This window comes from Bradyrhizobium sp. 1200_D9_N1_1, assembly GCF_052075915.1.
In the GTDB taxonomy this organism is placed as follows: domain Bacteria; phylum Pseudomonadota; class Alphaproteobacteria; order Rhizobiales; family Xanthobacteraceae; genus Bradyrhizobium; species Bradyrhizobium diazoefficiens.
This window is the reverse complement of the sequence record NZ_CP197226.1, coordinates 4,622,291-4,647,650: the sequence shown is the minus strand read 5'-3', so window position 1 is coordinate 4,647,650 and position 25,360 is coordinate 4,622,291. Positions and strand designations below refer to the sequence as shown.

At 65.1% G+C, this 25,360-nt stretch carries 26 protein-coding genes; 14 read left to right on the top strand and 12 right to left on the bottom strand.

The genetic code is table 11. The features are described from left to right. Positions 1–7 precede the first annotated feature (7 nt). From trpD to moaC, 3 genes are read left to right on the top strand one after another with little or no spacing between them, the layout of a single operon-like run. Positions 8–1,021 (top strand): anthranilate phosphoribosyltransferase, encoded by a 1,014-nt coding sequence (trpD, locus tag AB5K84_RS22380; RefSeq protein ID WP_011087577.1) that lies wholly within the window; start codon positions 8–10, stop codon positions 1,019–1,021. 7 nt (positions 1,022–1,028) lie between these two features. Next, positions 1,029–1,850 carry an indole-3-glycerol phosphate synthase TrpC gene (gene trpC / locus AB5K84_RS22375; protein WP_011087578.1) on the top strand — a complete coding sequence of 274 codons (822 nt, stop codon included), beginning with the start codon at positions 1,029–1,031 and terminating at the stop codon, positions 1,848–1,850. A gap of 1 nt (position 1,851) precedes the next feature. Further along, the gene (gene moaC / locus AB5K84_RS22370; protein ID WP_011087579.1) at positions 1,852–2,370 is read left to right on the top strand and encodes a cyclic pyranopterin monophosphate synthase MoaC; all 519 of its coding nucleotides are present in this window, start codon (positions 1,852–1,854) and stop codon (positions 2,368–2,370) included. An 11-nt stretch (positions 2,371–2,381) separates the two neighbouring features. On the opposite strand, the gene AB5K84_RS22365 is transcribed toward moaC, so the two are convergent. Continuing rightward, a complete protein-coding gene (locus tag AB5K84_RS22365) occupies positions 2,382–2,546 on the bottom strand; it encodes a Flp family type IVb pilin (protein ID WP_028171796.1) in 165 nt (54 codons plus the stop codon). Between the two features lie 312 nt (positions 2,547–2,858). On the opposite strand from AB5K84_RS22365, the gene AB5K84_RS22360 reads away from it, so the two are divergent. Continuing rightward, positions 2,859–5,591, top strand: coding sequence for a bifunctional diguanylate cyclase/phosphodiesterase (locus AB5K84_RS22360; protein WP_038967221.1), 2,733 nt, complete (start codon positions 2,859–2,861; stop codon positions 5,589–5,591). On the opposite strand, the gene AB5K84_RS22355 is transcribed toward AB5K84_RS22360, so the two are convergent. From AB5K84_RS22355 to AB5K84_RS22320, 8 genes are all read right to left on the bottom strand, one after another. Beyond that, positions 5,588–6,199: an RNA polymerase sigma factor gene (locus tag AB5K84_RS22355; protein ID WP_028171794.1), complete on the bottom strand. Its 612-nt coding sequence runs from the start codon at positions 6,197–6,199 to the stop codon at positions 5,588–5,590. The two genes, AB5K84_RS22360 and AB5K84_RS22355, sit on opposite strands and share 4 nt — an antisense overlap. A gap of 350 nt (positions 6,200–6,549) precedes the next feature. Beyond that, complete coding sequence (locus tag AB5K84_RS22350) at positions 6,550–7,170, bottom strand: hypothetical protein (RefSeq protein WP_133415021.1); 621 nt, start codon at positions 7,168–7,170, stop codon at positions 6,550–6,552. Continuing rightward, positions 7,167–7,823, bottom strand: coding sequence for a class III cytochrome C family protein (locus AB5K84_RS22345; protein ID WP_236842063.1), 657 nt, complete (start codon positions 7,821–7,823; stop codon positions 7,167–7,169). Before AB5K84_RS22345 ends, AB5K84_RS22350 begins: the two co-directional genes overlap by 4 nt. Positions 7,824–7,942: 119 nt before the next feature. Continuing rightward, positions 7,943–8,650 carry an iron reductase gene (locus AB5K84_RS22340; protein ID WP_011087583.1) on the bottom strand — a complete coding sequence of 236 codons (708 nt, stop codon included), beginning with the start codon at positions 8,648–8,650 and terminating at the stop codon, positions 7,943–7,945. A gap of 1 nt (position 8,651) precedes the next feature. Next, positions 8,652–10,601, bottom strand: coding sequence for an FAD-binding oxidoreductase (locus AB5K84_RS22335; protein WP_011087584.1), 1,950 nt, complete (start codon positions 10,599–10,601; stop codon positions 8,652–8,654). Between the two features lie 23 nt (positions 10,602–10,624). After that, positions 10,625–11,479 (bottom strand): Spy/CpxP family protein refolding chaperone, encoded by an 855-nt coding sequence (locus AB5K84_RS22330; protein ID WP_011087585.1) that lies wholly within the window; start codon positions 11,477–11,479, stop codon positions 10,625–10,627. After that, positions 11,457–11,870, bottom strand: a complete 414-nt coding sequence (locus tag AB5K84_RS22325; RefSeq protein WP_011087586.1) for a DUF1622 domain-containing protein — start codon at positions 11,868–11,870, stop codon at positions 11,457–11,459. Before AB5K84_RS22325 ends, AB5K84_RS22330 begins: the two co-directional genes overlap by 23 nt. Then, positions 11,867–13,096, bottom strand: coding sequence for an OpgC domain-containing protein (locus AB5K84_RS22320; RefSeq protein ID WP_063921624.1), 1,230 nt, complete (start codon positions 13,094–13,096; stop codon positions 11,867–11,869). Before AB5K84_RS22320 ends, AB5K84_RS22325 begins: the two co-directional genes overlap by 4 nt. Positions 13,097–13,587: 491 nt before the next feature. On the opposite strand from AB5K84_RS22320, the gene AB5K84_RS22315 reads away from it, so the two are divergent. After that, a complete protein-coding gene (locus AB5K84_RS22315) occupies positions 13,588–13,851 on the top strand; it encodes a hypothetical protein (protein ID WP_060912373.1) in 264 nt (87 codons plus the stop codon). Between the two features lie 147 nt (positions 13,852–13,998). Further along, a complete protein-coding gene (locus AB5K84_RS22310) occupies positions 13,999–14,235 on the top strand; it encodes a hypothetical protein (protein ID WP_011087589.1) in 237 nt (78 codons plus the stop codon). 73 nt (positions 14,236–14,308) lie between these two features. Here the strand turns inward: AB5K84_RS22310 and AB5K84_RS22305 are convergent, their stop codons facing one another. Then, positions 14,309–15,646: a S41 family peptidase gene (locus AB5K84_RS22305; RefSeq protein ID WP_011087590.1), complete on the bottom strand. Its 1,338-nt coding sequence runs from the start codon at positions 15,644–15,646 to the stop codon at positions 14,309–14,311. Positions 15,647–15,951: 305 nt separating this feature from the next. Here AB5K84_RS22305 and AB5K84_RS22300 point away from each other — a divergent pair, with 305 nt between their 5' ends. From AB5K84_RS22300 to AB5K84_RS22265, 8 genes are all read left to right on the top strand, one after another. Further along, positions 15,952–17,085: an alpha-hydroxy acid oxidase gene (locus AB5K84_RS22300; RefSeq protein WP_011087591.1), complete on the top strand. Its 1,134-nt coding sequence runs from the start codon at positions 15,952–15,954 to the stop codon at positions 17,083–17,085. A 14-nt stretch (positions 17,086–17,099) separates the two neighbouring features. Next, entirely contained in the window at positions 17,100–17,726 is a 627-nt protein-coding gene (locus tag AB5K84_RS22295; RefSeq protein ID WP_011087592.1) for an HAD family hydrolase, read from the top strand. 165 nt (positions 17,727–17,891) lie between these two features. Continuing rightward, positions 17,892–18,110, top strand: a complete 219-nt coding sequence (locus AB5K84_RS22290) for a hypothetical protein (RefSeq protein ID WP_038967214.1) — start codon at positions 17,892–17,894, stop codon at positions 18,108–18,110. 223 nt (positions 18,111–18,333) lie between these two features. Further along, the gene (locus tag AB5K84_RS22285) at positions 18,334–19,545 is read left to right on the top strand and encodes a molybdopterin molybdotransferase MoeA (RefSeq protein ID WP_011087593.1); all 1,212 of its coding nucleotides are present in this window, start codon (positions 18,334–18,336) and stop codon (positions 19,543–19,545) included. Between the two features lie 175 nt (positions 19,546–19,720). Next, positions 19,721–20,416: a transcriptional repressor LexA gene (gene lexA, locus AB5K84_RS22280; RefSeq protein WP_011087594.1), complete on the top strand. Its 696-nt coding sequence runs from the start codon at positions 19,721–19,723 to the stop codon at positions 20,414–20,416. 287 nt (positions 20,417–20,703) lie between these two features. Further along, positions 20,704–20,904 (top strand): hypothetical protein, encoded by a 201-nt coding sequence (locus AB5K84_RS22275; protein WP_038967213.1) that lies wholly within the window; start codon positions 20,704–20,706, stop codon positions 20,902–20,904. Positions 20,905–21,097: 193 nt separating this feature from the next. Beyond that, a complete protein-coding gene (locus AB5K84_RS22270) occupies positions 21,098–21,529 on the top strand; it encodes a hypothetical protein (RefSeq protein ID WP_028171781.1) in 432 nt (143 codons plus the stop codon). Positions 21,530–21,751: 222 nt separating this feature from the next. Then, positions 21,752–22,693 carry a GAF domain-containing protein gene (locus tag AB5K84_RS22265; RefSeq protein WP_011087597.1) on the top strand — a complete coding sequence of 314 codons (942 nt, stop codon included), beginning with the start codon at positions 21,752–21,754 and terminating at the stop codon, positions 22,691–22,693. Between the two features lie 9 nt (positions 22,694–22,702). On the opposite strand, the gene AB5K84_RS22260 is transcribed toward AB5K84_RS22265, so the two are convergent. Together AB5K84_RS22260 and AB5K84_RS22255 are read right to left on the bottom strand one after the other, a co-directional pair. Next, a complete protein-coding gene (locus AB5K84_RS22260) occupies positions 22,703–24,982 on the bottom strand; it encodes a ComEC/Rec2 family competence protein (RefSeq protein WP_063921625.1) in 2,280 nt (759 codons plus the stop codon). Positions 24,983–25,077: 95 nt separating this feature from the next. Continuing rightward, complete coding sequence (locus AB5K84_RS22255) at positions 25,078–25,311, bottom strand: DUF2171 domain-containing protein (RefSeq protein WP_038967854.1); 234 nt, start codon at positions 25,309–25,311, stop codon at positions 25,078–25,080. Between the last annotated feature and the right edge of the window lie 49 nt (positions 25,312–25,360).

The following is a 25,360-nucleotide window of genomic DNA, read 5'->3' as shown; positions in this document are numbered from 1 at the left end:
GCACGCGATGGACGACCTGAAATCGATCATTGGAAAAGTGGCGACCGGTGCCAGCCTGTCGCGTGACGAAGCGGCTTCCGCCTTCGACGCCATGATGTCGGGCGAAGCCACGCCCTCGCAGATGGGTGGCCTCTTGATGGCGCTGCGGGTGCGCGGCGAGACCGTTGACGAGATCACCGGCGCGGTCGCGGCGATGCGCTCCAAGATGCTGACCGTGACGGCACCGCCGGACGCCGTCGACATCGTCGGCACCGGCGGCGACGGCTCCGGCTCGGTCAACGTCTCGACCTGCGCCTCATTCATCGTCTCGGGTGCCGGAGTGCCGGTGGCCAAGCACGGCAACCGCGCGCTGTCGTCGCGCTCGGGCGCCGCCGACGTGCTGGCTTCGCTCGGGGTGAGGATCGACCTCAGGCCGGAGCAGGTCGGGCGCTGCGTGCGCGAATGCGGCATCGGCTTCATGTTCGCCCCTGCCCATCATCCCGCGATGAAGAATGTCGGCCCGACCCGGGTCGAGCTCGCCACCCGCACGATCTTCAACCTGCTCGGCCCGTTGTCCAATCCGGCCGGTGTGAAGCGGCAGATGGTCGGCGTGTTCTCGCGGCAATGGGTGCAGCCGCTGGCGCAGGTGCTCAAGAACCTCGGCTCTGAATCCGCCTGGGTGGTGCACGGCTCCGACGGCCTCGACGAAATCACCCTCACCGGCCCGACTTTCGTATCCTCGCTCCACAATGGGGAGATCAGGAACTTCGAGGTGACGCCGGAGGAGGCGGGACTGCCGCGCTGCGAGCCCGGTGCGCTCAAGGGCGGTGACGCCGACGCCAATGCGATTGCGCTGCAAAGCGTGCTCAACGGCAAGCCGAGCGCCTACCGCGACGTGGCGCTGATGAACGCGGCCGCCGCGCTGGTCGTGGCCGGGCGTGCCAAGGACCTCAAGGAGGGCGTCGCGCTCGGCGCGAAATCGCTCGACAGCGGCGCAGCGAACGCGCGACTGAAGCATCTGATCGCGGTCTCCAACGGCTGAGCCTGACATGTCGGACATCCTGACCAAGATCGAGACGTACAAGCGCGAAGAGATCGCCGCCGCCAAGCGCGCGCAGCCGCTCTCCGTCGTCGAAGCAACGGCCAAGGCGCAAGGAGCACCGCGCGGCTTCCTGCGCGCCATCAAGGCCAAGCACACCAATGGCGACTTCGCGCTGATCGCCGAGGTCAAGAAGGCCTCGCCGTCGAAGGGGCTGATCCGCGCCGATTTCGATCCGCCACAGCTCGCCAAGGCCTATGAGGCGGGCGGCGCCGCCTGCCTTTCGGTGCTGACGGACACGCCGTCGTTCCAGGGCCATCTCGACTTCATGGTGGCCGCGCGTGCGGCGACGTCACTGCCGGTGCTGCGCAAGGACTTCATGTTCGACGCCTATCAGGTGGTCGAAGCCCGCGCGCATGGCGCCGACTGCATCCTGATCATCATGGCCGCGCTCGACGACGCCACCGCCAAGGACCTGGAAGACACAGCTATCGCCTTTGGCATGGATGTGCTGATCGAGATCCATGACCGCGCCGAGCTCGACCGCGCGCTCAAGCTGCGCTCGCCGATGATCGGCGTCAACAACCGCAACCTGCGCACCTTCGAGACCACGCTCGCGACCAGCGAAGCGTTGGCGCCGCTGATCCCCGGGGACCGGCTGATGGTCGGCGAGAGCGGCATCTTCACGCCCGCAGACCTCGCCCGGCTCGAGCGCGTCGGCATGTCGACCTTCCTGGTCGGCGAGAGCCTGATGCGGCAGGCCGACGTGACCGCCGCCACGCGTACGCTGCTCGCGCGCGAGACGACAGCCCGCGCGACCGGTACGCGCTGACATGGCGCGCAAGCCGTCCAAGACAAGGCCGTCAAAAGCGAAGTCCGGCCCTGCCCTCACCCATATCGGCGCCACCGGCGAGGCACGGATGGTGGACGTCTCGGACAAGCCCGCGACCGAACGGCTTGCGGTCGCGGAAGGCCGCGTCCTCATGACAAGGGCAACGCTGGACCTGATCGTCTCGGGCAATGCCAAGAAGGGCGACGTGCTCGGCACCGCGCGCATCGCCGGCATCATGGCCGCCAAGCGCACCTCGGAGCTGATCCCGCTCTGCCATCCGCTCGCGCTGTCGAAGGTCACGGTCGATATCGAGCCCGACGCGAAGCTGCCGGGCTGCCTCGTCCGTGCCAGCGTGAAGGTGACGGGCCCGACCGGCGTCGAGATGGAGGCGCTCACGGCCGTGTCCGTCGCCTGCCTCACCATCTACGACATGATCAAGGCGGTCGAGCGCGGCGTGCGCATCGAGGGCATCCATCTCGTCGAGAAGCTCGGCGGCAAGTCCGGCCACTACCGCGCCTGAGCGCGCGGTTCTCACTTCAGCGAAGTGCTGATCGATCCGAATTTCGTGTTGAGCTTGCTGCCCATGCCGTTCACGACGGTGATGACCGCAAGCGCGATGCCGGCTGCAATGAGCCCGTATTCGATCGCGGTCGCGCCACGCTCGTCGGCGAGGAAGTTCTTCAAGGTGTTTTTCATCGTCGCGCCCTCTCTGTATCGTTGGCATGCGTGTTCGCAAATCACGTGCCAACGCCGGCTTGAGGATCGTCAGCATGTTAGATGGTTAAGCCTTGGTTGATCATCGTGCGGCCGGCAGGAATTGACCGGCATCGCAGGATCCTTGCGGCAATTCCTGCACGTCCTGCATCCCGCGTATCGATTGCTTTTGCCTGTGGGCATTCATGTCGCATTAACCGCGCTTCCTAACTTCGCCTCCACACCGTTCCCGTAAACCAACGGATGTTTTGAGGATCAAGAATTGATCCTGGCGTGTGCGCGGCAACGATCCACATGATGACGAAATACGGCAGTCGCCTCTTTGACCAGGTCTTCGTGCGCAGCGGGCCGATCCGCTGGCTGGTCGTTGGCGGCACGCTGCTGATCGCCGCGATCGCCGTCGGCGCGGTCCTGATGGCGCAGAACTTCCGCGAGCGCGCGCTGCGCAACTCCGGCCGCGAGCTCGAAAACACCGTGCTGATGCTCGCCCATCATTTCGACCAGCAATTGCAGGATTTCGCGGTCATCCAGAAGGATTTTGTCGACCACGTTCGCACGATCGGCATTGCCAGCGCGGAAGACTATCGCAAGCGCCTTTCCGGCCAGGACATCCACCGCCTGCTGCGCTCGAAGATCGAGGCGCTTCCCTACATGGGCGGCGTCAACGTCATCGACGCCGAAGGCAATCTCATCAACTCGTCGACGGCGTGGCCGGCTCCGAAGGTCAACGTCGCCGACCGCGCCTATTTCCGCGCCTTCCGATATGCCCCCGATGCGCCCGACGTCCTGATCGAGCCGGTGCACAGCCGCATCTCGGGCGCCTGGACCATCCTGATCGTCCGCAAGATCGTCGGCCCGAACGGCGAGTTCATGGGCGTGGTCGGACGCGGCATCGAGCCGGCCAATTTCGAGAAATTCTTCGAGTCCGTTGTGCTCGGCGAAGGCGCGACCATCTCGATGCTGCATCGTGACGGCACGCTGCTCGCCCGCTACCCGCATTCCGGCGAATTGATGGGGCGGAACTTCAGGAACGGCCCGTTCTCGCAGCAGCGAGTGTTCGGCCTCGACCATTTTGCCGGACGCTTCGTCAGCCCCGTCGACGGCGAGGACCGCCTGATCGCCTCGCACGCCCTGCCCCACTTCCCGATCCTGATGATGGCCACCACGACGCGCGCGGCGGCCCTGACGGACTGGCGCGAGCAGATCGGCATCCTGATCTCGGTCGCCGCCTCTTCTGCGCTCGCCATCGCCGGCGTGCTGATCGCGATCGTGCGCAAGCTTCTGGAGCAGCACCGCCTCTCGCGGGAACGGCTGACGCTGGAAAAGCAGCGTCTCGACCGCGCCGTCAACAACATGACCCAGGGCCTGCTGCTGTTCGACGCCGAGCAGCGGCTCGTGGTGTGCAACCAACGCTATATCGAGATGTACGGCCTGTCGCCCGAGGTGGTGAAGCCCGGCTCCAGCTTCCATGACATCATCGCCCACCGTAGCGCGACCGGCTCGTTCACCGGCGACGTCGACGGCTATGTCGCGCGCGTGCTGGGCGACATCCACGCGCGCAACTCCATGGTGGTCGACACCGCCGACGGGCGCTCGATCCACATCCTCAACGAGCCGCTCGCGGACGGCGGCTGGGTGGCGACGCACGAGGACATCACCGAGCGCCGGCGCATCGAGGAGCGCATCACCCACCTCGCCCATTATGACGCGCTGACCGACCTGCCCAACCGCGCCATGTTCCACGAGCATCTGCGCCAGGAGCTGGCCGCCATCACCGACGGCGAAGCGATCGCGGTGCATTACATCGACATCGACGAGTTCAAGGGCGTCAACGACGCGCTCGGCCACCTCGTCGGCGACGAGCTCCTGAAATCGGTCGCAACGAGCCTCAGCCGCTGCGCGGGCCCGGCGGATTTCGTGGCGCGGCTTGGCGGCGACGAATTTGCCATCGTGCAGGGCGCGGTGACGTCGCCGGACCAGGTCAACGATCTCGTCGCCCGGGTCTTCCAGGCCATCCGCGCTCCCTTCGACTGCATGGGCCATCATCTCACCACCGACGCCAGCATCGGCATCGCGCTGGCGCCGGGACACGGCACGGTGCTGGATCAAATCCTGAAGAACGCGGACCTGGCGATGTACGCCGCCAAATCCGCCGGACGCCGCACCTATCGCTTCTTCGAGCCGGAGATGGACGCCAAGGTCCGCGAGCGGCGGCAGCTCGAGATCGACCTGCGCCACGCCATCGCCCAAGGGGGGCTCGAAGGCGGCCTCGAGGTCTATTACCAGCCCTGCCTCGGCCTGAAGGACGACCGCATCACCGGCTGCGAGGCACTGGTGCGCTGGCGCCATCCCGAGCGCGGCATGGTCTCGCCGGCCGAGTTCATCCCGATCGCGGAGGATACCGGCCTGATCAACGAGATCGGCGAATGGGTGCTGGCCACCGCCTGCCGCGACGCCGCAAGCTGGCCCGACGATATCCGCCTCGCCGTCAACGTCTCGCCGGTGCAGTTCAAGAGCGGCACGCTGGCGCTGAAGATCATGGCGGCGCTCGCCGCCTCCAATTTTCCGGCCAGCCGGCTCGAGCTCGAGATCACCGAGGCGGTGCTGATCCGCGACGACGACACCGCGCTGGCGATCCTGCACCAGCTCCGCGCCATCGGCGTGCGCATCGCGCTCGACGATTTCGGCACCGGCTACTCCTCGCTGAGCTACCTGCACCGCTTCCCGTTCGACAAGATCAAGATCGACCGCTGCTTCGTCAACGACATCGCCGGTCCCGACGGCTCCGCCAGCATCGTCCAGGCCGTCGTCAATCTGGCGGCCGCCCGCCGCATGACCACCACCGCCGAGGGCGTCGAGACCGAGGAGCAGCAGCGCCTGCTCCGCACGCTCGGCTGCTCCGAAATGCAGGGGTATCTGTTCAGCGCCGCAAAGCCGGCGGACAAGGTGCTGGAGCTGTTCGCACTGCATCGCAGCCGGCTCGCCCAGCGCGGCGGCAACGCGAGTCGCCGCCGCGAGGCAGGCTAGGTCGGACCTCGGTTATCAGCGCAGCGGCATTCCCAGAAGCTTTCCTCCAAACACACAACGCAGGTCTGCTCCAGACGCACCTTCAGGGCGTGCCGGGCGCGATGAAGGCGGACGGTCAGGTTGTTGACGGTCACGCCCAGATCGGCCGCAACCAGCTCCCGCGGCTCACCGGCGAGATCCACCCTTCGGATGACTTCGGCATGCTCCGGCTTCAGCAGGGACAGGTGGGTATGAAGACACTCGCAGACCGCGGCATTCGCAGCGGAATCCTGATCGGCTGCAAGACGGTCGTTGAGCTCATGCGGAAAAGGCATCTCGCGAGTCCTGCTCCTTGATGCCTGGCGGTGAAAGTCTGCGATGGACGTGGCCAGAACCCTGCTCAGCCAGCCTCGAACCGAGTCCGCATCACGAATATCGCCGGATCGCTCCAGTGCACGCAACATGAACGCCTGGAGCACCTCCTCCGCTTCCGCCTTCCCGCCAAAGCGCCGCTGCAGATAATTGCGAAGGCGATCGTAGCTGCCGACGAGGGCAGCACGAACGACTGCCTCCTGCACTTCCAGGGAGCCGGCTGTCAGCATCGGCAGATTCTCGTTCGGCGATTTCATGACCCATCGTCCTTGCATGACATTCGGTAGATCGCTTCGTTGGAGCGGGAACGCGACGGCGCGGCTGCCATCAGCCGGTGCGGCAGCCTCCCGAACAGGGGGCGCGAGCGATCGCTGCGACAGCGGCGCTCACGTGGCGACCTCTGTTTCCGCAAACCGGCGATCGCTCTTTCGGCGTTCTTCCTCTCAGCACGCAGCGTGCGGGAACAGCACCGAGGCCGGCGCCGTCACTCCGCCGCGTGTGAGGTCCTGGCGCGCATCGTCGTCATCCGCATGGCAACGTGCCTCTCGCAGACGAGTCGATCCGCGCTCGCACCTGGAGCGACGCAGTCCGGGTTTCAGGAGCTATCTCAGGCGATGGGGGGCCGGTAGTGGCGACGGAACGTGCCTTCGTCGCCGATCACGTCAGGCTGCGCTTCGCAGCGCGAGCGCGGCACGACGAACTCCGCAACGGCCGGAGCTTGCGGCCACACGGCGCTGAAGCAAAGCACCGAGCCGCAGCAGGTCGCATGCCGCTCGCCGGGCCGGTCATGGTCGTCGTCGTCGCAATCCCCGGCCATCGCAACGTCATGCGAATGTACTGCCGATCCGCCAGCGTGATCGTGCTCATGCGCATCTCCAGGCTGATCGCTCGGATGGTCGCACTGCATCACTACGTCGAGGGAGATCGAGATCGCGAGGGACGGCGTCATCGACGCGAGCAGGTAAGCGATGGCGACAAGCCATCCCCACCATCTTCGCCTTGGCTTTCGCAAGCCAATCATCCCTGCACCTGCTGTCCCGACCGGAAACATATAGCTCTGGTTGCAGTGACGGCCAACAGAAAACGACGCTCGCGGCTTCGACATTGCAAGAACGGCGATGAGAGTCGTGCGCCGTGCCAGATGCGGCGCGGAAATCAGCTCCCGATTTCTTTCGTCGAGCCCTGTAATATATTGCACCCCTCTCCGTCGCGCGACCGAATCCGTCAATGGTGCTTCATCCAGCCGACGCCTTTGATGTCGTTGAACGAGTCGGTTCTGTGACACAGAAAGCATTGATCGACCGATGCGTGCTCCTGTCCCGTGATCATCCGATCCATCATGACGAAGTGGCCCATGTAGTGGCTCGGCGGCGCCTGATGGCATTGGGCGCAGTCCCTCGAAGTCGGCGAGGGGTGCAGGAAACCGGCGATCTTCCAGGACACGAGCCCATGGCAATCCGCGCAGTCCCGTCCGAGCAATTCGCGGTGCGGCTCCCGGTTGCTGTGGCAGCTGGCACAGTCGAGCGCAGCCTTTTCCCGCCGTTCTGACTTTGGCCGGCCGAGAAACTCCTTCAGGTCCGCAGTCAGTTGATCGGCTGCGGACCGGTCGAACAACTTCGTGCCGGAGCCGGCCGCCGCGACTTGCAGCAGTGCCGCGTGGTCCATCCTGATCGGCCGCAACTCGCCCATGTGCTCGAGATGGCAGCCGGAACATTGAGTGCCCGCCGCGGCATGAAACGCCGTCGACTGCTTGGCGAGATCCGCGGCGGAAGGCGCGTGACAGGAGATACAGGCCGCTGCGTCGACGCCCCTGACCGGCGTGTGGCAGCTCTCGCATCTGTCGGACAGAAAAGCGTGCTTCCCGGACAGCGGCCCGGGCATCACAAATCTCGTCCAGCCCGGGACTAGCTCGGAGCTGCCCCGATAGAGAGCGATCGATACGACGGCCGCGCTTGCGACGGCCAGTGTCGCGACCACGGCGTAGAGCACGCCCCTGATCGTCACGCCAGCCACCGCAGCCCGTAATAGACCTCGGCCGCCACATGCACCGCCAGCAGCGCATACATGACGATCGCCGCCATGACATGCAGCCCGATCCACTTCAGGAAGATCTTCTTGATTGCTTCGCTGGATCCGATAGCCGATTCGAGATCGGAAATACCATCGACGAGTTGCAGCAGGGGCACATTCGGCAACGTCGATGCAGGCACGGCGTCCCCCTCACGGACCACACGATCGGGCGACGACATCGCCGACGCAATGTGCTCATAGGCCGACCTCAAGGTCGCCAGATGCGATTGCTGCTGGCGCAGCTCCATCGCGGTTTGCGGCAGGTAGTACCGCCCGACAAATCCGGTGACGACAACGATCAGCATGCTGGTCACCAGGGCAATCCCAAGCGGACTTTGAAACTTGTGACCGGTATGCAGAAGCGCGAAGAATGCTGCGACGATTCCGGCATAGGCGTGAAACGCCAGGAGCGTCGGCATCGACACGCCTCGCGTGACCAGGACCTTCAAACCCACGCTGTATTTCGTCATCGGATACACGAGAAGGAGAACCATCAGCACGGCCGCACCGGCCCCGAGGACAAAGCCCGCCAGGCTTCCTGCGAACCGGCTGTCGGAGTGCAGCAGGAAAGCCGGCACCAGCAGCAACAGGGCCGCCAGAACGACGTCGGCGATCAGGCGCTCTCTCCCATCCATCATGTCAGGCCTCGACGACCAGATCTCCGACCGATCTCGCCTGGCAGGCCAGGATGAGACCGTTCGCCTTATCGTCTGCGGTCAAGGCGTCCTGGACCTCCATCGTGACGTTTCCTTGCAACAGATGCGTCTTGCAGACGCCGCAGACCCCGACCCGACAGGAATAATCGATCGAAACGCCCGCGCTCTCGGCCACCTCCAGGACGCTCTTGTCCGGAGGCAGCGCCACAACCTTATCGGATGTCGCAAAGCGAATGGTGGCTGTTGCAGGACCGACTGTCGCAGCCCCTCGATTGCTCGCCTCGGCGGCCGGCATTTGCGCTTCGGCCGCGACCTTGCCGGGAGGTGGAACGGCGCCGCGGGCCGGCCCAAAGGCCTCCGTCTTGATCTGCTCGCGCGGCACGCCGAGCCCGATCAACGTCTTTCTGAGCGCGTCCATCATTCCGGGCGGACCGCACAGGTGAACGCGTCGTCTGGCGAGATCGGGCACAGCCTGCGTCAGGAACTCGGCCGTGATCTGCCCCTCGCTTCCCATCCACGACGTGCCCGCGGCCCGCACCATCGTGGCCGCGACGTGCAGATTGCTCATCCTGCGCTGAAGATATTCCAGCTCGTCCCGGAAAATGAATTGCTCGGTCGTCTGCGCGCCATAGACGAGGTAGATCTGGCCGGGCCATGCAATATCCGAGAGATACCGGATCGCCGCCATCAGCGGCGTGATACCGACCCCGCCACCGATCAGGACGACGCTGTCGGCTTCCACGCCCGTGAATGTAAAGGCGCCTGAGGGGCCCGCCACTTCAACGAGGTCTCCCTCCTTCAGGTGGCCATGCATGTAGTCGGACAGAAGCCCGCCGTCTTCGCGCTTGATCGTGGTCTCGACATAGGCGGTCTGGGCGGCGGACGATGCGATCGTGTAGGAACGCCTGACGGCCTGTCCGTCGATCTCGATGGCATAGGTCAGGAACTGTCCCGGCAGGAATGCAAACGGAATCGCGCCGCCGTCTGGTGCTTGCAGACGGAAGGTCTTCACGTTCGGTGTCTCCTGATAGATCGCGCAGATCCTCAGCTTGCCCTTCCAGGAGCGGCTCGCCTCAACCCGCCGCGGATGGCGATCTGTCTCCTGGGAGGATGTCGCCTCGGGCTTGTCGTTCGGCACGCCGGCGGCCGGCGGGGACACGAGGGGCGCGGCAGCAGCCGGAGCGACCGCAGCGCGCGTCAGCCGGTCGACCAGCGCGTTCGCCCGGCGCATGCGCGCGAGGTAGACGGCAAGCATCGCGAGCGAGAACAGCACCAGCAGCGCCATGGTCGTGACGTGAAACCAGGAGACCCCTGGCGTGCCGTCATCCGCATCCATGGCGCCGCGCTGAGGCAGGAGGTTCATCTGCGATTTGAACCAGGCCTGTGCGATTTGCTGCGGCGGCTTGCCCTCGTGCAGCGAGCGCAGCGCGACCACGCCACTCTGGACGGCGTTCAGGGATTCGCGAAGCCGACGCGCCGCCTGATCCGCGGCAACGATGTCGCTCCCGGCAATGGCGTGCCGCAGATCCATCTCAGCACCCGCCAAGCGATCGGTCTCCGCGCTGATCCGCTCGCGCGCCTGGATCTCCAGATTGCTCCGCTGTTCGGCGGACAGCGACGGCATCTCCATCAATGCCGGATAAAACTCCTTGCGCGGCCGGCCCATCATGCCGTCCATTCCGCCCATCATCCCCGGCGTGGCGCCGCCGGGCGGCGCGCCGGCCGCACCGCCTGCGGAGCCGGACGCTGCGGGATGATGTGCGGCGTGGTCGTCCTCTGCCTGCGCCAGCTCCCAACCCTGAGCGACCTGCCCTGTCGGATGCGCGCGGCCGAGGCCGAAGTCCGATGCGAGCGCGGCATTCGCCACAAGCTGGCTCGTGAGGACGACGAGCGCAGACAGGCCGGCTCGACATCGAAGGGGCAGACCGAACATGATCTCGCTCTCGATTCCAGCGCTCAGAACGACGCAATCAGAGGCAGCAGGATCGTGTCTGCGGTCTGTTTCTGGCTCTCGTTCAACGACGCGTAGAGCCGCGTGAAGGCCACGCGAGCCGCCTTGAGCGCCTCCAGGCGCTCGGACAGGTGCCGCTCGTAATGCTCCAGACGGTCCGCGCTTCCCAGCCTGTCATCCATCGCGAGCATCTTGCGCGCATCCAGCAGGTGCTGCCGGCTCGACCGCAAGGCATCCGCCACATTATTCCAATCGGCAACCTGCTTGTCGCTGATCTGCAATTCCGCCTTCAGAAATGCGATCCGCCCTTCGAGCCGCTCGGTCACGTCCGCCGGGCCACTCATCGCGCCGTTGCTGCCAGACGAACTCATCTGGCCGCGCATCATCTTCTCCATCATTTGCATCATCTGCATCATGCCGGAATTGTCCTGGCAGCCGGCGCCCTGGCAGTCCCGCATCTGGCCTTGCGGCGGCATCTTCATCTTGTCGTCGTTCATCTGACCGCCGCTCATGTTCTGCGGCTGACCCGATGGCTGTCCCGTATTCATCTTGCCGCTGGAATCCGACGGTGCGGGCATCTTCGACATCTTGTCGTCGTCCATCATCGCGACGCGAGTCAGATCGGTTGCAGCGACTGCGGACGACAGTCCACCCGGACCCAGCACGAGGGCGGCAAGGGCGGCTGCGCTCACGACAAATTTCTTCGGACGATTCATGGTCATTCTCCAGGGTTTGATTCGGATGGTCGTCTGCTCATCGATTTCGGCGATGAGGGCAGCGAGGTGCGGGTCAGGCCATATAGACGCGACGCGCCGGAAACTCTTACGCACGGAGGTGTCAAAGGCCGCTGCGTGCTGCATCGCTCACCTCCCTGTCATGCCTTCGCCACGGCCATCGCCCCTCGATTTCAATCTGGAGCGAGAAGCTCAGGAAGGTGCGGATCACGATGATCAAGGCCAGGATGCCGAGCCGGTCGAACGACGGCACGATCGCGACCATTCCGATGATGTCGGCGGCAATCAGGAATTCGAGGCCAAGCAGGATGCCGCGACCGAGGTTCGCGCGATAGGAACGAAATGCGTCTGCAGGCGCACCGCGCCGCATCTCGTTCAACGACCAGACCGTTGCGGCAACCACGCCGCACACGATCACCACCACGCCAAGCAGCTCGATCGTCGATGCGGTCCAGTGCAGGCCATGCAGGATGACGCCCTGCACGTCCTCGGTGAAAACCAACTCGGAAGTTATCATTCGCCCGCCTCCCCGCCCTGCCCGGACGAGCGGCTTCTGTCCACGCCCTTCGACCAGGTCCGGTAGTAGGCAACGCCCGTCATGATCCAGAGGCCCGCGGCTCCAACGATGAGCTGAGCCGGGATTCCCTCCGATCCAAAATCAAGCAGGAAATGCGCGATGAACGAAAGGAAGAGACCGACGCAGAACACGGGCAAGGATTGCTGGCCACATCGAATCAACGGCTGCAGGAAAGGAGACTTCAGTCCCGGCCAATCGATCGGAACGAGCGAGACGACGATGAGCACCAGGCTCGCCAGATGAACGACCCGATAGGGGCTGAGATTGGTCTTGTCGTTCGGTACGAAGACGGCGACGAGTCCCTCGGGGAGGTAGCCCCTGAGCTCGGGAATTCGCTCGGCCAGTGTCATCACAAGCGCGAAGAGCAGAAAGCCGCCGCTCATGACAAGGAGCGTGCGGGACGACAGCAGCCAGCGACTTGCGGTCGCCCCTCCCAATGCCAGCCAGGCCCCGAATACGAAGAGCAGTTGCCAGGTAAACGGATTGAAATACCAGACCCCGGCCGGATAGGCGGGCAAGTTCCAGCCGTAATGGCGGGCGGCCAGATAGAGACCGAACGAGCTGATCATCACCGCGTTCCGCCATCGCAACATGAACCAGAGCACGACGGGAAACGCAGCCATCAGCACGATGTAGAGCGGCAGGACGTCGAGATTGAGCGGCTTGAACTTGAGGACCAGGCCTTGCGAGAGCGTCTCGACGGGAAAGTCCATCAGCGGCGCGACGTTGAACTGATCCATCAGGTGAAGGTCGTCGAACCTGTGCGCGAGGTAATGCACGGCGGTGAGATAGACGAAGAACAGCAGAAGGTGGGCGACATAGAGCTGCCATACTCGCCGCAGCAGCCGGGTTGCCCCGATGACGAAGCCACGCTCCATCATCATGGTGCCGAACACGAACGTCGCGGTGTAGCCGGAGATCAACACGAACAGATCGGCGCCGTCGCTGAAGCCGTAATTGCGCGTCGTGAACCAGACCAGCACCGAATTCGGAATGTGTCCGAGGAAGATCAGCCAGTTCGCCAGACCGCGAAACAAATCCAGCCGGACATCGCGCCGGGGCTTGGCCAGCACCGATCTGATCGTGATCGTCTCCCAGAGCCGGCGGCGCAGCAGAAATGCAACTTGCAGCGGCCGACCGGCCACCTGGATCGTCTCGTCAATCAAGAGCGTGCTTCCCATTCTCGCGCGATGTTTGCGGATCGCAACCGCGCCGCGATGCTCTATCCACTCGCGAGCCGGCACGCTAGGTCGCGTCGTTGATGCCCTTTTGACGGACATCAAACTCGAGCGATGCACCGGCCAAATCTTTTTTTCGCGCGGTCTTGTAATGAGTTGAGACGCCTCTCGTCCTCAAGTCATTCGATCGACATCGGCTTCTTTCCAGCACCGCCTCTTACCGGCACTGCAAGTGATCGAGGGCACGACATGAAGCCATCGAATTCGCGAGATCGATGCAATTTTTTTCTGTAAGAAGATCGATGCTTCCCGTCGCCTGCTGCAACTCGACGATCCACGCATCGGCGCACGCAAGTGCGCGCGTCGACATTTGATTTTGCTCAACCTAGACAATCGCGCTCCGGGTTTGGTTGCCTCTCAGTCAAGCCACCGGGACTTGATTGACACCAACTCGACAAGTTCAAACAGGAGAAACCAGAATGAGTCACCGCAAGCTGATCGTCGCTGCCGCGATCATGTCGCTCGTCGCGTTGCCCGCCTTGGCGCAGACGAGCACGACCAACACCACCGATGAGAAGAACGGCCACCACTATTCGGGCGGGCCCAAGACCGAGGTCCCGCACCACATGGGCAAGAAAGAGAGCGATGGCGGATCGACCAGCGGATCGGGCGGCAGCCACCATTACGGCGGCGGACCGAAGACGGAAGTCCCGCATCACATGGGCCCGAAGAAGGAGCAATGACGATCGCGCTGTGATCTCGCGGCTTGCGAGCCGCGGGATCACCGCGAGCCCTATGTCCTAAGCTCGCAATTGATCAGACCCGTCGACTGAGATTTGAACTGATTGTAAGACGAGGTCCGTTCAACTCGTTCCAGGAAAGAGCGCAAGATGGCTCAGATTTCCGGATATGTCGTGGTCACAGTTACCGGCTTGTCATCGGCCGGCACCGTCGCTGCGCCGGGCCTCAAGGTTGGAGATCGTGTCATCCAGGCCTCGTCACCCTCCCTCAATGGCAACGTGAACATCATCGAGGCCGTCGTTACGGTCGATGATCAATTGCAACAATTCACCGCTTTCGGTGCTTCGACAGCGGTCACATTCGAAATCCTGGCGCTCCGCCTTTGACACGCCAGCCTCAAAACGAATTCGCCCGGGAGCGGTCATCCGCTCCCGGGCGATTATCTGGACGTCGCAGGATTTAGTTCGGCACCGCAGCCTTCGGCGCGGGCTTGGCCGCGACCGCATTCGCGGTGACGCCATGCAGGAAGTCGTAGGCCGCGTGCAGGGCCTTGTCGTCCTCCTCTTTCGGCGGGACGTAGGACTGCGATCCGGTCTGCTCGGTGCCGTCGGCAGCCTGCAGGTGGCCGCGCATCTGGGACTCCGCCATGGTATCCATCCGGCCCTTCAGCTCGGGCGGCACGTCCTGGAGGATCTCGATGTCGGGCGCAATGCCCTGGGCCTGGATCGAGCGGCCGGACGGCGTGTAGTAGCGCGCCGTGGTCAGCGCCAGCGCGCCATTGCCGGCGCCGAGCGGAATGATGGTCTGCACCGAGCCCTTGCCGAACGAGCGCGTGCCGATGATCGTGGCACGCTTGTGGTCATGCAGCGCGCCGGCGACGATCTCCGAGGCCGAAGCCGAGCCGCCATTGACCAGAACCACCAGCGGCTTGCCCTTGGTGAGGTCGCCACCATGCGCGGTGAAGCGCTGGGTTTCCTCCGGATTGCGGCCGCGGGTCGAGACCACCTCGCCGCGCTGAAGGAACGCGCTCGACACCGACACGGCCTGGTCGAGCAAGCCGCCCGGATTGTTGCGCAGGTCCATCACATAGCCCGCGAGCTTCTCCTGCGGGATCTCCCTGGAGATCGCCGCGATCGCCTTCTTCAGGCCGTCGGTGGTCTGCTCGTTGAACGATGTGACGCGGATATAGCCGATGTCGCCATTCTCGACGTGGAAGCGAACCGGCCGCACATGGATGATCTCGCGGGTGATCGCGATGTCAAGCGGGGCGTCGGCGCCCTTGCGCACGATGGTGAGCTTGGTCTTGGTGTCGACCGGGCCCTTCATCTTGTTGACGGCCTGCTCGAGCGTCATGCCCTGCACGGCATCGCCATCGATCTTGCTGATGAGATCGCCGGACATGATGCCGGCCTTGGACGCCGGCGTGTCGTCGATCGGCGAGACGACCTTGACCAGGCCCTCCTCCATCGTGACCTCGATGCCGAGCCCGCCGAACTCGCCGGAGGTGGTCTCCTGCATCTCGGTCCAGGCCTTGTCGTTCATGTAGCGCGAATGCGGATCGAGCGAGGTCACCATGCCGGTGATCGCGCCTTCGATCAGCTTGGCGTTGTCGGGCTTCTCGACATAGCTCGCCTTCACGCGCTCGAAGACTTCGCCGAACAAGTTGAGCTGTGAATAGGCATCATCCGCGCCCGCTGCCGCCCGTGCCGCCCATACTCCGCCGTGCGGACTGGCTACCAGAAGGGTCAAACACGCTCCGGTGAGCGCGCCCAGGGGGAACAGCAGGGTTTTCCGCATGGATAGGCTGGCCTTTTTGCTTGGCGGTTCTCTTGGGCTTGGGAGGCGCCATGCAAATGGCGATCCAGCCCGCTTCTCACAATACCATTCTGGTTTCTTCAAGGCCGGGACGCCGCGCCGGCGGGTACACCGTAAAAATCCCTTCGCCCGGACCTAAACTTTTGGCAACGTTCCGAAACCGTTTCATGCAAAGCAGGAATCGGTCGATCGACCCGCGCCTCGCAGCTATGCGATTTTAGGATGGTTTTGGAGAGCCGGACGGGTTAGGCGATGAAACAAGGCTTCAAATTCTCGGGAGGATAATAATGAACGAAAAACCCCGCATCCAGCCGGAAAGGAACGTCGAACTCGGCGCCAGCAGCGAGCCGTTCCAGAATCTGCACGAATTCATCCGCAAAGCACGCGCCAACCTCAACCAGAATGCCTGGGACTATATCGTCGGCGCCGCCGAGACCGAGACCACGATGCGCCGCAACCGGATGGCGCTGGACGAGATCGCTTTTCGCCCGCGCGTGCTGCGCGACGTGCGCAAGGTCGATGGCTCCGTCGAGCAGTTCGGCCGCAGGATGCGCCTGCCGGTGGTGCTCGCCCCTGTCGGCGCGCTCGAGATCTTCGATCCGGATGGCGCCGCGAGCGTCGCGCGCGCCGCCGGCACCTTTGGGGCGGCGCACATGCTGAGCTCGGTGTCCGAGCCTGGCCTGGAGAAGACCGCCGCAGCCGCCCCCGACGCGCTGCGTCTCTACCAGCTCTACGTGCGCGGCGACGACGCCTTCGTCGCCGATGTCGTCAGCCGGGCCGAAAAGCACGCCTACGCCGCCTTCTGCCTGACCGTCGACACCGCCCATTACAGCCGTCGCGAACGTGACATCGCCAAGCGCTACGTTCGCGAGAGCCGCCTGCGCGCCACCGGCGGCGATTTCCAGAAAGGCCTGGAATGGCGGACCGTGAAGATGATCAAGGACAAGTTCAAGATTCCGCTGATCCTGAAAGGTATCGCCACCGCCGAGGACGCCCTGATCGCGCTCGATCACGGCGTCGAATGGATCTACGTCTCCAACCATGGCGGCCGCCAGCTCGATCACGGCCGCGGCGCCATGCATGTGCTGCCTGAGATCGTCGAGGCCGTGAAGGGCCGCGCCAAGATCATGGTCGATGGCGGCTTCGGCCGCGGCACCGACATCGTCAAGGCGATCGCGGCGGGCGCCGACCTCGTCGGCATCGGCCGGTTGCAATGCTGGGCGCTGGCGGCGGCCGGCGAAGCCGGCGTGACGCGGATGCTGGAGCTTCTGGAGGACGAGGTGCTGCGCTGCCTCGGCCTGTTGGGCGCCACCTCGTTCGCCGAGGTCAACAAGTCCTGCCTGCATCCGGCCACCGCGACGAACACGCCGAGCGTGTTCAGCGCGTTCCCGCTGTTCGACCACGAACCTTACCGGTACTGATCCGAAAGGACGCAATGACCTCGCTCTCTCCCGGCAGCGCGGATGCGCTTCTGTTCGACCTCGGGCGCGTCGTGCTCGACATCGATTTCTCCAAGGCGATCGCCTGCTGGGCGGGACACGCCGGCTGCAAGCCGGAGGCGATCATTGCCCGCTATGTGCGCGACAGCGAGGCGTATCGGCTGCACGAGGTCGGCAAGATCAGCGACGAGGAGTATTTCGCCTCGCTACGCGCCTCGCTCGGGATCGGCATCTCGGATGCGCAATTCCTCGAGGGCTGGAACGCGATCTTCGCGGGTGAGATGCCCGATGTCGCGGAGCTGTTGCCGCGTGCGGCGAAGCAGATGCCGCTCTACGCCTTCTCCAACACCAACCGGCCGCATGTCGACCATTTCTCGAAGGAATACGCCGACCTGCTCGGCCATTTCCGCGAGCTGTACCTGTCGTCCAGCATCGGCCTGCGCAAGCCGGACGCGGCGGCGTTCGACCATGTCGTGGCGGCCATCGGTGTGCCCGCCAGGCGCATCGTGTTCTTCGACGACCTCGCCGAAAACGTCGAGGGAGCGCGGGCGCGCGGATTGACCGCGGTGCATGTGACCTCGCCCCGCGATGTCGGCGACGCGCTCGAGGCGCTGGGAATCTGATCGAGACGCATCGGCCGGCGGGTGAAACCGGGGAGCTCCCGGAACCGATCTGGCCGAGATGAGGAACCAAATCGCTTTGTACATTTTTATACAGAGTTCCGGGAACGGAATGCCCGCTTCCGGACTCTTGAGTCCGTTGGGACTTCTACAGACGGACGTATCATCGTGTTGGGCAAGACCTACCTCACCAAACAAGCCTCTCTTCTGCTCGAATTCGCCAGAACGACTTCGGATTCTGACCTCTCCGCCAAGCTGATCAGCAAGGCCGCCGACCTGAAATCCCAGGCCGATCCGCTGCCCGACAAGGATCAAGGCCCCAAGCCCCCTGACGTGGCTCCCGACGTGGCGCCGGACCTCCGTCCGGACCGCCAGACCGGTCGTTGACCGATGCTGGCCGTGGCTCCCGTCATTGTCGTCCTTGCCATGGCCACGCTCGTTCCCGTCTTTCTCGTCCGTCAGATCATGCCGCGGCAGAGCTGACGGTCCCTCATGACTGGACGGATCAAGCAGGATAAATCCTGATCCGGTCCCATTTTGCTTCATCGCCCGCGCTCGGCTAGAACTCTTGCCGCCCATTCGTCCAGACTTTCCGAGCAGGAGTTTCGCCGTGGCCTTGATGCCGGTTTCTGACGCGCTCGCCGCGGTGCTGGCCGGCGCGGAGCCGCTGCCTGAAGAGATGATTCCCCTCGACGAGGCCTACCACCGCGTGCTCGCGCGCGACGTCGCGGCGCGGCGTACCCAGCCGCCCGAGGCGATGTCGGCCATGGACGGCTACGCCGTGCGCGCAGCCGATGCGGCCAGGGTCGACGCGCAGCTCACCATGATCGGCGAGGTCGCGGCGGGCCGGCCGTTCGCGGGAGCGGTCAGCGCCGGCGAAGCGGTGCGAATCTTCACCGGCGGCGTCGTTCCCGCCGGAGCGGACGCGGTCGTGATCCAGGAGGATACGGTCGCCGAGGGCAAGCGCATCACAATCAAGGAAGCCGCTATCGCCGGTCGGCACATCCGGCCCGCCGGCGTCGACTTCCGCGAGGGCGACGTGCTCCTGCGCAAGGGAACCCGGCTCACCGAGCGCGACCTCGCGCTCGCCGCCGGGATGAACCATCCAGACCTGCCCATCCGCCGCCGTCCGAAGGTCGCGATCCTCGCCACCGGCGACGAGCTGGTGATGCCGGGCACCACGCCGGGCCCCGGCCAGATCGTCTATTCCAACGGCTATGCCCTGCACGCCCTCGCCCGCCAGGAGGGCGCAGATACCATCGACCTCGGCGTTGCCGCCGATACGCTGGAGGCCACCACAGCCGGCATCCGCCGTGCCCGAGAGAGCGGCGCCGACATCCTGATCACGATCGGCGGCGCCTCGGTCGGCGACCACGATCTGGTCCAGCAGGCGCTGAAGGCCGAAGGCATTGCGATGGCGTTCTGGAAGATCGCGATGCGGCCGGGCAAGCCGATGATGCACGGCCGGCTAGGGGCGATGGGGGTGATCGGCCTGCCCGGCAATCCCGTGTCGTCCTATGTGTGCGGCTTCCTGTTCATGGTGCCGTTGATTCGCGCCCTGTCGGGCCGCGCCGTGATTCACCATCGTCGCGAGCGCGCCGTGCTCGGCCGCGATGTTGGCGCCAATGACCAGCGCGAGGACTATCTTCGTGCGCGCCTGGAGCGGCGCGACGACGGCATGCTTGTCGCCCTTCCCGTCAATCATCAGGATTCCTCGCTGCTTGCGAATCTCGCTGCGGCGCAGGCACTTCTCGTGCGCGCGCCGTTCGCGCCGAAGGCCGAGGCAGGCGCGCCTTGCGAGGTGCTGCGACTGCCCGCCTGAACGCACTGGTCCTGCGCGTTCCGCGAACTTTGTCGCGTTCACGGTAAATTAAGCAGTTGCGGAACACATATCGAACATATAGTGTCCGTTCATGATTTGTTTCGAGCATCTGGCGGCTCGCCGCTGAATTCACCGTCTCGGAATCGAACGACATCAACCGGGGGATTTGGTCGAGATGTTAACGCGCAAACAATACGAGCTTCTGCGATTCATCAGCGAGCGTTTGAAGGAAAGCGGTGTGCCGCCCTCCTTCGACGAGATGAAGGACGCGCTCGACCTGCGCTCGAAGTCGGGCATCCATCGCCTGATCACCGCACTGGAGGAGCGCGGCTTCATCCGGCGCCTGCCCAACCGGGCCCGCGCGATCGAGGTGATCAAGCTGCCCGAGCTGCAGGCCGCCGCTGGCAACCGCCGTGGCTTCACGCCGAGCGTCATCGAGGGCAATCTCGGCAAGGTGCGAGCGAGCTCCAGCGCGGACGAGGGCGAACGCCCCGTTGCGGTGCCGGTGATGGGCCGCATCGCGGCCGGCACGCCGATCGAAGCGTTGCAGACCCGCAGCCACACCATCAGCGTACCGCCCGACATGCTCGGCTCGGGCGAGCACTACGCGCTCGAAGTGCGCGGCGACTCGATGGTCGAAGCCGGCATCCTCGACGGCGACATGGCGCTGATCCAGCGCAATGAGAGCGCCGACACCGGCGACATCGTGGTGGCGCTGATCGACGACGAGGAAGCGACGCTGAAGCGCTTCCGCCGCCGCGGCGCCTCGATCGCGCTCGAGCCCGCCAATGCGGCCTATGAGGTCCGCATCCTGCCGCCCAACCGGGTGAAGATTCAGGGCAAGCTGATCGGCCTGTACCGGAAGTACTGAGTGTGATCCGGACTGGAGGGCCGCGTTAGCGCAAAGTGCGCAGCGGTTTTCCCTCGCGACAAGCGCAGGACGCGCTTGCGCGGAGATCATGCTCAAGCAATCACCTAAAGCGCGCCCCGCCGGTTGGCGACCCGCGCGTTGACGATTGGAGCGGACGATTGTCCGCTCCGGCTGGATAGTCTTTCTGGTTTTGCTCAGATTATCCGGCCCCCCGCTAGCGCTACATCCTCGCCACGCCGCACGAAGCCCTCATCGCTTCGTGGCCCTGGAGAGCGAGGAGACAATCAATGCGCAAGATCGTTTTGAGCACCGTCACGGTGGCGCTGTTCGTAGCATCCGCGTCGCAAGCCTTCGCCGCACAGTCGCACCATGTCCGCAAGGCAACGCAGACGACGAGCGAGCAATTGCGCAATGCCCGCAACGCCGTCGCGCAGCCGTCGCAACCCGCCTGGCAATATTCGGGCTGGTCGGCACCTGCTGGTCGCTGACGGAGACGCACGCCAAATGCACGGAAGCGGTTTTTGTTCCTGAGGCATTTGAAAAAGATATTGTGATGGCAGCCTGCGGACCCAAGCCGCAGATTTGCCTACAACCAAGAAGACGCTAACATGCTTCCACTCTGATAGAGGCCAGTGCCTCCGAAGGAGGCGCGGGTCGCTATCCCTGAATGAGGAGCACCCGATGTGTGACTACAGCCTGCATGCCGTCGCGACGCGTCCCGCACAAGTCGGCGAGACGATCGTCACGACCACCTTCCGCGGCACCTCGACGCGCGGCTTCGCCTCCGAGGCCGACATGTCCGTCGCGGTCTGCCTGCTGCCGGGAACGGAGCTCGCCTTCGCCGACAACGTCCGCTACGACAATCGCTGGATCTGGACGCGCACCATCAACTCCCGCGTCGGCAAGTTCGGCAAGATCGATCCGCACATTCCCGATCGCCATCATGACGCGATCGAATTCCCCGACGGCAAATACGTACTCGTGACGCAACTCGTCGAAGGCCAGCGCGCGACCGTGCTGCAATTGCCGGTGACCCAGCCGGCCGGCGAGCGTGAACACAAGCCGGAGATCATCGCTGACAGGCCGACGATCACACGCCTGCCGATCGGCTGATGTACCTCCCCCCGGCGCAGAGGTCGGGGCCGGGATTGAAATTGCCATCGCCGGCCGTGGCCGGCGAGATGGTATGATTTGCGTCTTCCGGAATCTTCCGCCGAGATCAGGCTCGCACCTGCCCATCGCACGAAGTTTGCGCGGCCCTGCCTGAATTTTGAACGTCCGTTCCGCGGCCAGATCGCCGATGCTGTCAAAGGCTTGAGGCGGCGGACACGTTCGATGAAAACCTTCATTCGCGTCGTTGAACTCTGGGTGCCGGACCGGACGCGTATGCGGCTGGAATTCGGCGGCGGCCTCTACGGCGAAGGGCTGTCTGCGTTCAAGGCCGTGAGCGAGGACTTGCGCTTCGGATACGACGAGGGCCTTCCCGGCAAGGCCTGGGCCAGCGGCCATCCCGTGATCCTCACTAAATTCGCCAACTCCTATTTCAAGCGGACCGACCAGGCGCTCGCGGCCGGCCTCACCTGCGGCGTGGCGGTCCCGGTGTTTTCAGGCGAGTTTTTGCAGGCCGTCATGGTGCTGTTCTGCGGCGACGACGAGGCGCATGTCGGCGCGATCGAGCTCTGGCACAATGATCCCGATAGCTCCCACGAGATGGGGCTCGTCGACGGCTACTATGGCACCGCCGACATGTTCGAATTCAACTCCCGCCACACCAGGTTTCCCCGCGGCTTCGGTCTGCCCGGACGCACCTGGAAAGCGGGCCTGCCGCTGATCATCAAGGACCTGCACAACGCCAGGAGTTTTCTGCGCTGGGAAGACGCCGCCGAGGTCGGGATCAATCTCGGCGTCGGCGTGCCCTATCGGACCGGCACCGACCAGACCTGGGTGCTGACTTTCCTGTCCGCACAGGCGACGCCGATTGCGCGACGCTTCGAGATCTGGGTGCCGAACGAGGCCCGTTCGGCACTGGTCTTTCGCGCCGGCGATTGCAGCGCGCAGACAGACCTTGCCGCGCTCTATGCGGACAAATCCATCGCCAGGGGCGACGGCAGCATCGGCGGAGCCTGGGCCACCGGAATGCCCGCGCTCAACGACGATCTCGGGCACGACGGCTCGGCCGCAGCCGCGGAGGCCCGCGCAATCGGACTGAGCCAGATGGTGGCCCTGCCGGTAATCGGGAGTGCCGGGCTCGAAGCCGTGCTGGCCTGGTACCTATAGCCCGTCCGCTCAATCCTCGGCCTGCAGGTCGGCCTCGGACGGCGTCGCGTCCCGGTTACGGGGGGCCGCCGCCTGCGGCGCAAGGCTCGCGCTGAAATCGCCCTCGCCGGCGGTCGCCGGCGACCACGGACGATCGGTGCCTCTCGCTTTCACCGCCTGAACCGCAAAGCCGTCGCCACGCCGTGTCAGCGCGAGCGCGCCTTGCGCGGCGAGTCGCTGCCGGTCGACCACCATCGCCACACAATCCGCTGGCGCCGGCCGCGCCGTCACCACCAGCGCAGCGCGGCTGCAATCATCCGCCAGAGCGTCGATGCGCAAGGCCAGCGCGACCAGGCGCCCGTCGGCGAGCGGCGTCACGCAGCCGGCCTCGTCGCACGACACGCCGGCGGCGAGCGAGGGACTACCGGCATCGCGCGGATCGGCGTCGGCAGCCAACCACTCCTTCAGCAGAAAGCCGTCCTTGTTCGCCCGGATCATTTGCAGGTGCCCGTCCCTGCCCCGCACCGCGACACTCTGGCCGTCCCCGGCGATCAGAATATCCGGCTGCCGGTCTGCCAGCCCCCAGAGGATCGCGACCAACAGCACCAGCGCGCCTGACCAGCGTAAGGGCGTGCGCAGCAGGCCCATCACGATGATCCCGAGGCTCGCCGCGATCAGCGGCGCAATGCCGAACGCCGGGATGCGGCCGACCGCGCCCGGCAGCGCGGCCACCCAGCGCGAGACCGCGACCATCCAGTCGATGCCGATCCCCATCAGCCACCAGAACACGCCGTCGAGCCCGAACGGCGCCGCGAGCAATCCGAGCAGTCCCGCCGGCATCACCAGCGCCGACACCACCGGCATCGCCCCGAGGTTGGCAAGCACGCCGAACGGGGTGACGCGGTGGAAGTGGAAGGCGGCATAGGGCGTGGTCGCAAGCCCCGCGATCAGCGAGGCCAGAAACAGCATCGCGATCTCGCGGCCGCCCCACATCGCGATGCGCGCGGTCGCCGAATGATCGGGCGAAGCGAACAGGTTCGGCATGCCGATCTGCACCAGCGCAACCAGCCCCAGCGTTGCCGCAAACGACATCTGGAAGCTCGGATGCACCAGCGCTTCGGGCGCGACCGCGAGCACGATCAACGCGGCCACGGCCAGCGTGCGGAAGGTGATGGCGCGTCGGTCGACCATGACGGCGATCAGCACCACGGCGGTCATGAAGAACGAGCGTTGCGTCGCGACCTCCGCGCCCGAGAGCAGCAGATAGAATGCGGCGGCCACCAGCGCCGCAGCCGCCGACCATTTCTTGATGGGGAAGCCGACCGCCAGTCCCGGAATCAGAGCGAGCAGCGCGCGGACCGCGAAGAACACGACGCCGGCGACCACCGCCATGTGGTAACCGGAGATCGAGAGCACATGGCCCAGCCCTGAAATGAACATGGCATCGTTGACGGGCGTGGTGATCGCGTCGCGCCGCCCCGTCAGCAGCGCCGTCGCGATCGCGCGATTGTCGCCTTCGAGCGTTGCCCGGACGCGCGCGTCGATCGCATCGCGCAGGCCCTGCATGAAGGCGGCATAGCGCAGCCGCAAGCCACCGGCATCGGGCGGCACCGCAGCCGCGATCGCCCCCATCACGAAGCCGGAGGCGCCGATGCCCTGGAAAAACATGTCGCGCGAGAAATCGTAGCTGCCGGGGCGCACCGGCGAAATCGGCGGCATCAGCCGCGCCTTCAACTGCACGAAGCTGCCGACCTCCGGCGCAGTCCCCTTGCGCACCGAGAGGCGCACGCGCTCCAGCTTCACCTCGCTCCGCTGCGCCTCCATCGCGGCGACACGCAGCACGAAACGGTCGGTGCGCTCGCGGATGTCGCGCGTCTCGACGAAGCCCGACAACGCCACCGAATAGAGCGGTTTTGCGAGAACGGTGTGAGCAATGCGCGCCGTCTTCCAGGTCGCCACGGCAAAACCGGCCGCAATCGCCGCGATCATGATCGCGGGGGCGAACAGCCGGCTCCGCCGCAACAGGACGGCGCCAAGCATGAGCGCGGCCGCGATCGCGGCAACGACCCACAGCACCGGCTCGTGATCGGCGGTAAAGTAGAGTGCGATGCCGCTGCCGAAGGCGACCGGCACCCACGGCAACAGCCGCCCGGCGCCGGCCTCCGCGCGCATCCATGCGCGCAGCGCCTCGACGAGTGCGGGCCAGGCGCCAAAGCCCGCCGGCGCAAACCCGCCGGCCGGAGCAGCCCGGCCAACGGGCCAGGTCCCCGCAATCCCTTGGGACCGTGCTGGCCGGCCCGGCTCCGCCATTCCCTGCACCTTGCGATACGCGACGGAGGCCGAGGCTACCGGAACGTGCACGGCGGCGAATAGCGGTACAGATCAGGAACGAACTCGATCGAGCCCTACTTTTCCTCTTCCATCGTCACGGCGACATCCGCCTTGGCCGACAGCCGGACCTTGTTGCCCTCGACGCCGGCGACGAGGCCCTTGTCGATGAAGTGATGATGGCCCCTGTGGCTGCCCTCGCCGCTGTCCTTCTTGGTCAGCTTGATCCGATGGCCCTCGACCTTGTCGACGGTGCCGATGTGGACGCCGTCGGCACCGATGACTTCCATATGCTCTGCAATGTTCTGCATGGCGGGCTCCTCGTTGGGGACCCACACAACGCCCGAGAGGTCCTTTCCG

What these genes read in the sequence shown, in the direction of transcription:
- AB5K84_RS22275 (WP_038967213.1), top strand. Translation starts at nt 20,704, where the DNA reads ATGCGCAAGATCGTTTTGAGCACCGTCACGGTGGCGCTGTTCGTAGCA.
- AB5K84_RS22270 (WP_028171781.1), top strand. Translation starts at nt 21,098, where the DNA reads ATGTGTGACTACAGCCTGCATGCCGTCGCGACGCGTCCCGCACAAGTC.
- AB5K84_RS22310 (WP_011087589.1), top strand. Translation starts at nt 13,999, where the DNA reads ATGGCTCAGATTTCCGGATATGTCGTGGTCACAGTTACCGGCTTGTCA.
- AB5K84_RS22295 (WP_011087592.1), top strand. Translation starts at nt 17,100, where the DNA reads ATGACCTCGCTCTCTCCCGGCAGCGCGGATGCGCTTCTGTTCGACCTC.
- AB5K84_RS22265 (WP_011087597.1), top strand. Translation starts at nt 21,752, where the DNA reads ATGAAAACCTTCATTCGCGTCGTTGAACTCTGGGTGCCGGACCGGACG.
- AB5K84_RS22260 (WP_063921625.1), bottom strand. Translation starts at nt 24,982, where the DNA reads ATGGCGGAGCCGGGCCGGCCAGCACGGTCCCAAGGGATTGCGGGGACC.
- AB5K84_RS22255 (WP_038967854.1), bottom strand. Translation starts at nt 25,311, where the DNA reads ATGCAGAACATTGCAGAGCATATGGAAGTCATCGGTGCCGACGGCGTC.
- trpC (WP_011087578.1), top strand. Translation starts at nt 1,029, where the DNA reads ATGTCGGACATCCTGACCAAGATCGAGACGTACAAGCGCGAAGAGATC.
- AB5K84_RS22315 (WP_060912373.1), top strand. Translation starts at nt 13,588, where the DNA reads ATGAGTCACCGCAAGCTGATCGTCGCTGCCGCGATCATGTCGCTCGTC.
- AB5K84_RS22365 (WP_028171796.1), bottom strand. Translation starts at nt 2,546, where the DNA reads ATGAAAAACACCTTGAAGAACTTCCTCGCCGACGAGCGTGGCGCGACC.
- AB5K84_RS22300 (WP_011087591.1), top strand. Translation starts at nt 15,952, where the DNA reads ATGAACGAAAAACCCCGCATCCAGCCGGAAAGGAACGTCGAACTCGGC.
- AB5K84_RS22345 (WP_236842063.1), bottom strand. Translation starts at nt 7,823, where the DNA reads ATGCCCGGGCCGCTGTCCGGGAAGCACGCTTTTCTGTCCGACAGATGC.
- AB5K84_RS22325 (WP_011087586.1), bottom strand. Translation starts at nt 11,870, where the DNA reads ATGATAACTTCCGAGTTGGTTTTCACCGAGGACGTGCAGGGCGTCATC.
- moaC (WP_011087579.1), top strand. Translation starts at nt 1,852, where the DNA reads ATGGCGCGCAAGCCGTCCAAGACAAGGCCGTCAAAAGCGAAGTCCGGC.
- AB5K84_RS22330 (WP_011087585.1), bottom strand. Translation starts at nt 11,479, where the DNA reads ATGCAGCACGCAGCGGCCTTTGACACCTCCGTGCGTAAGAGTTTCCGG.
- AB5K84_RS22360 (WP_038967221.1), top strand. Translation starts at nt 2,859, where the DNA reads ATGATGACGAAATACGGCAGTCGCCTCTTTGACCAGGTCTTCGTGCGC.
- AB5K84_RS22305 (WP_011087590.1), bottom strand. Translation starts at nt 15,646, where the DNA reads ATGCGGAAAACCCTGCTGTTCCCCCTGGGCGCGCTCACCGGAGCGTGT.
- lexA (WP_011087594.1), top strand. Translation starts at nt 19,721, where the DNA reads ATGTTAACGCGCAAACAATACGAGCTTCTGCGATTCATCAGCGAGCGT.
- AB5K84_RS22335 (WP_011087584.1), bottom strand. Translation starts at nt 10,601, where the DNA reads ATGTTCGGTCTGCCCCTTCGATGTCGAGCCGGCCTGTCTGCGCTCGTC.
- AB5K84_RS22355 (WP_028171794.1), bottom strand. Translation starts at nt 6,199, where the DNA reads ATGAAATCGCCGAACGAGAATCTGCCGATGCTGACAGCCGGCTCCCTG.
- trpD (WP_011087577.1), top strand. Translation starts at nt 8, where the DNA reads ATGGACGACCTGAAATCGATCATTGGAAAAGTGGCGACCGGTGCCAGC.
- AB5K84_RS22340 (WP_011087583.1), bottom strand. Translation starts at nt 8,650, where the DNA reads ATGATGGATGGGAGAGAGCGCCTGATCGCCGACGTCGTTCTGGCGGCC.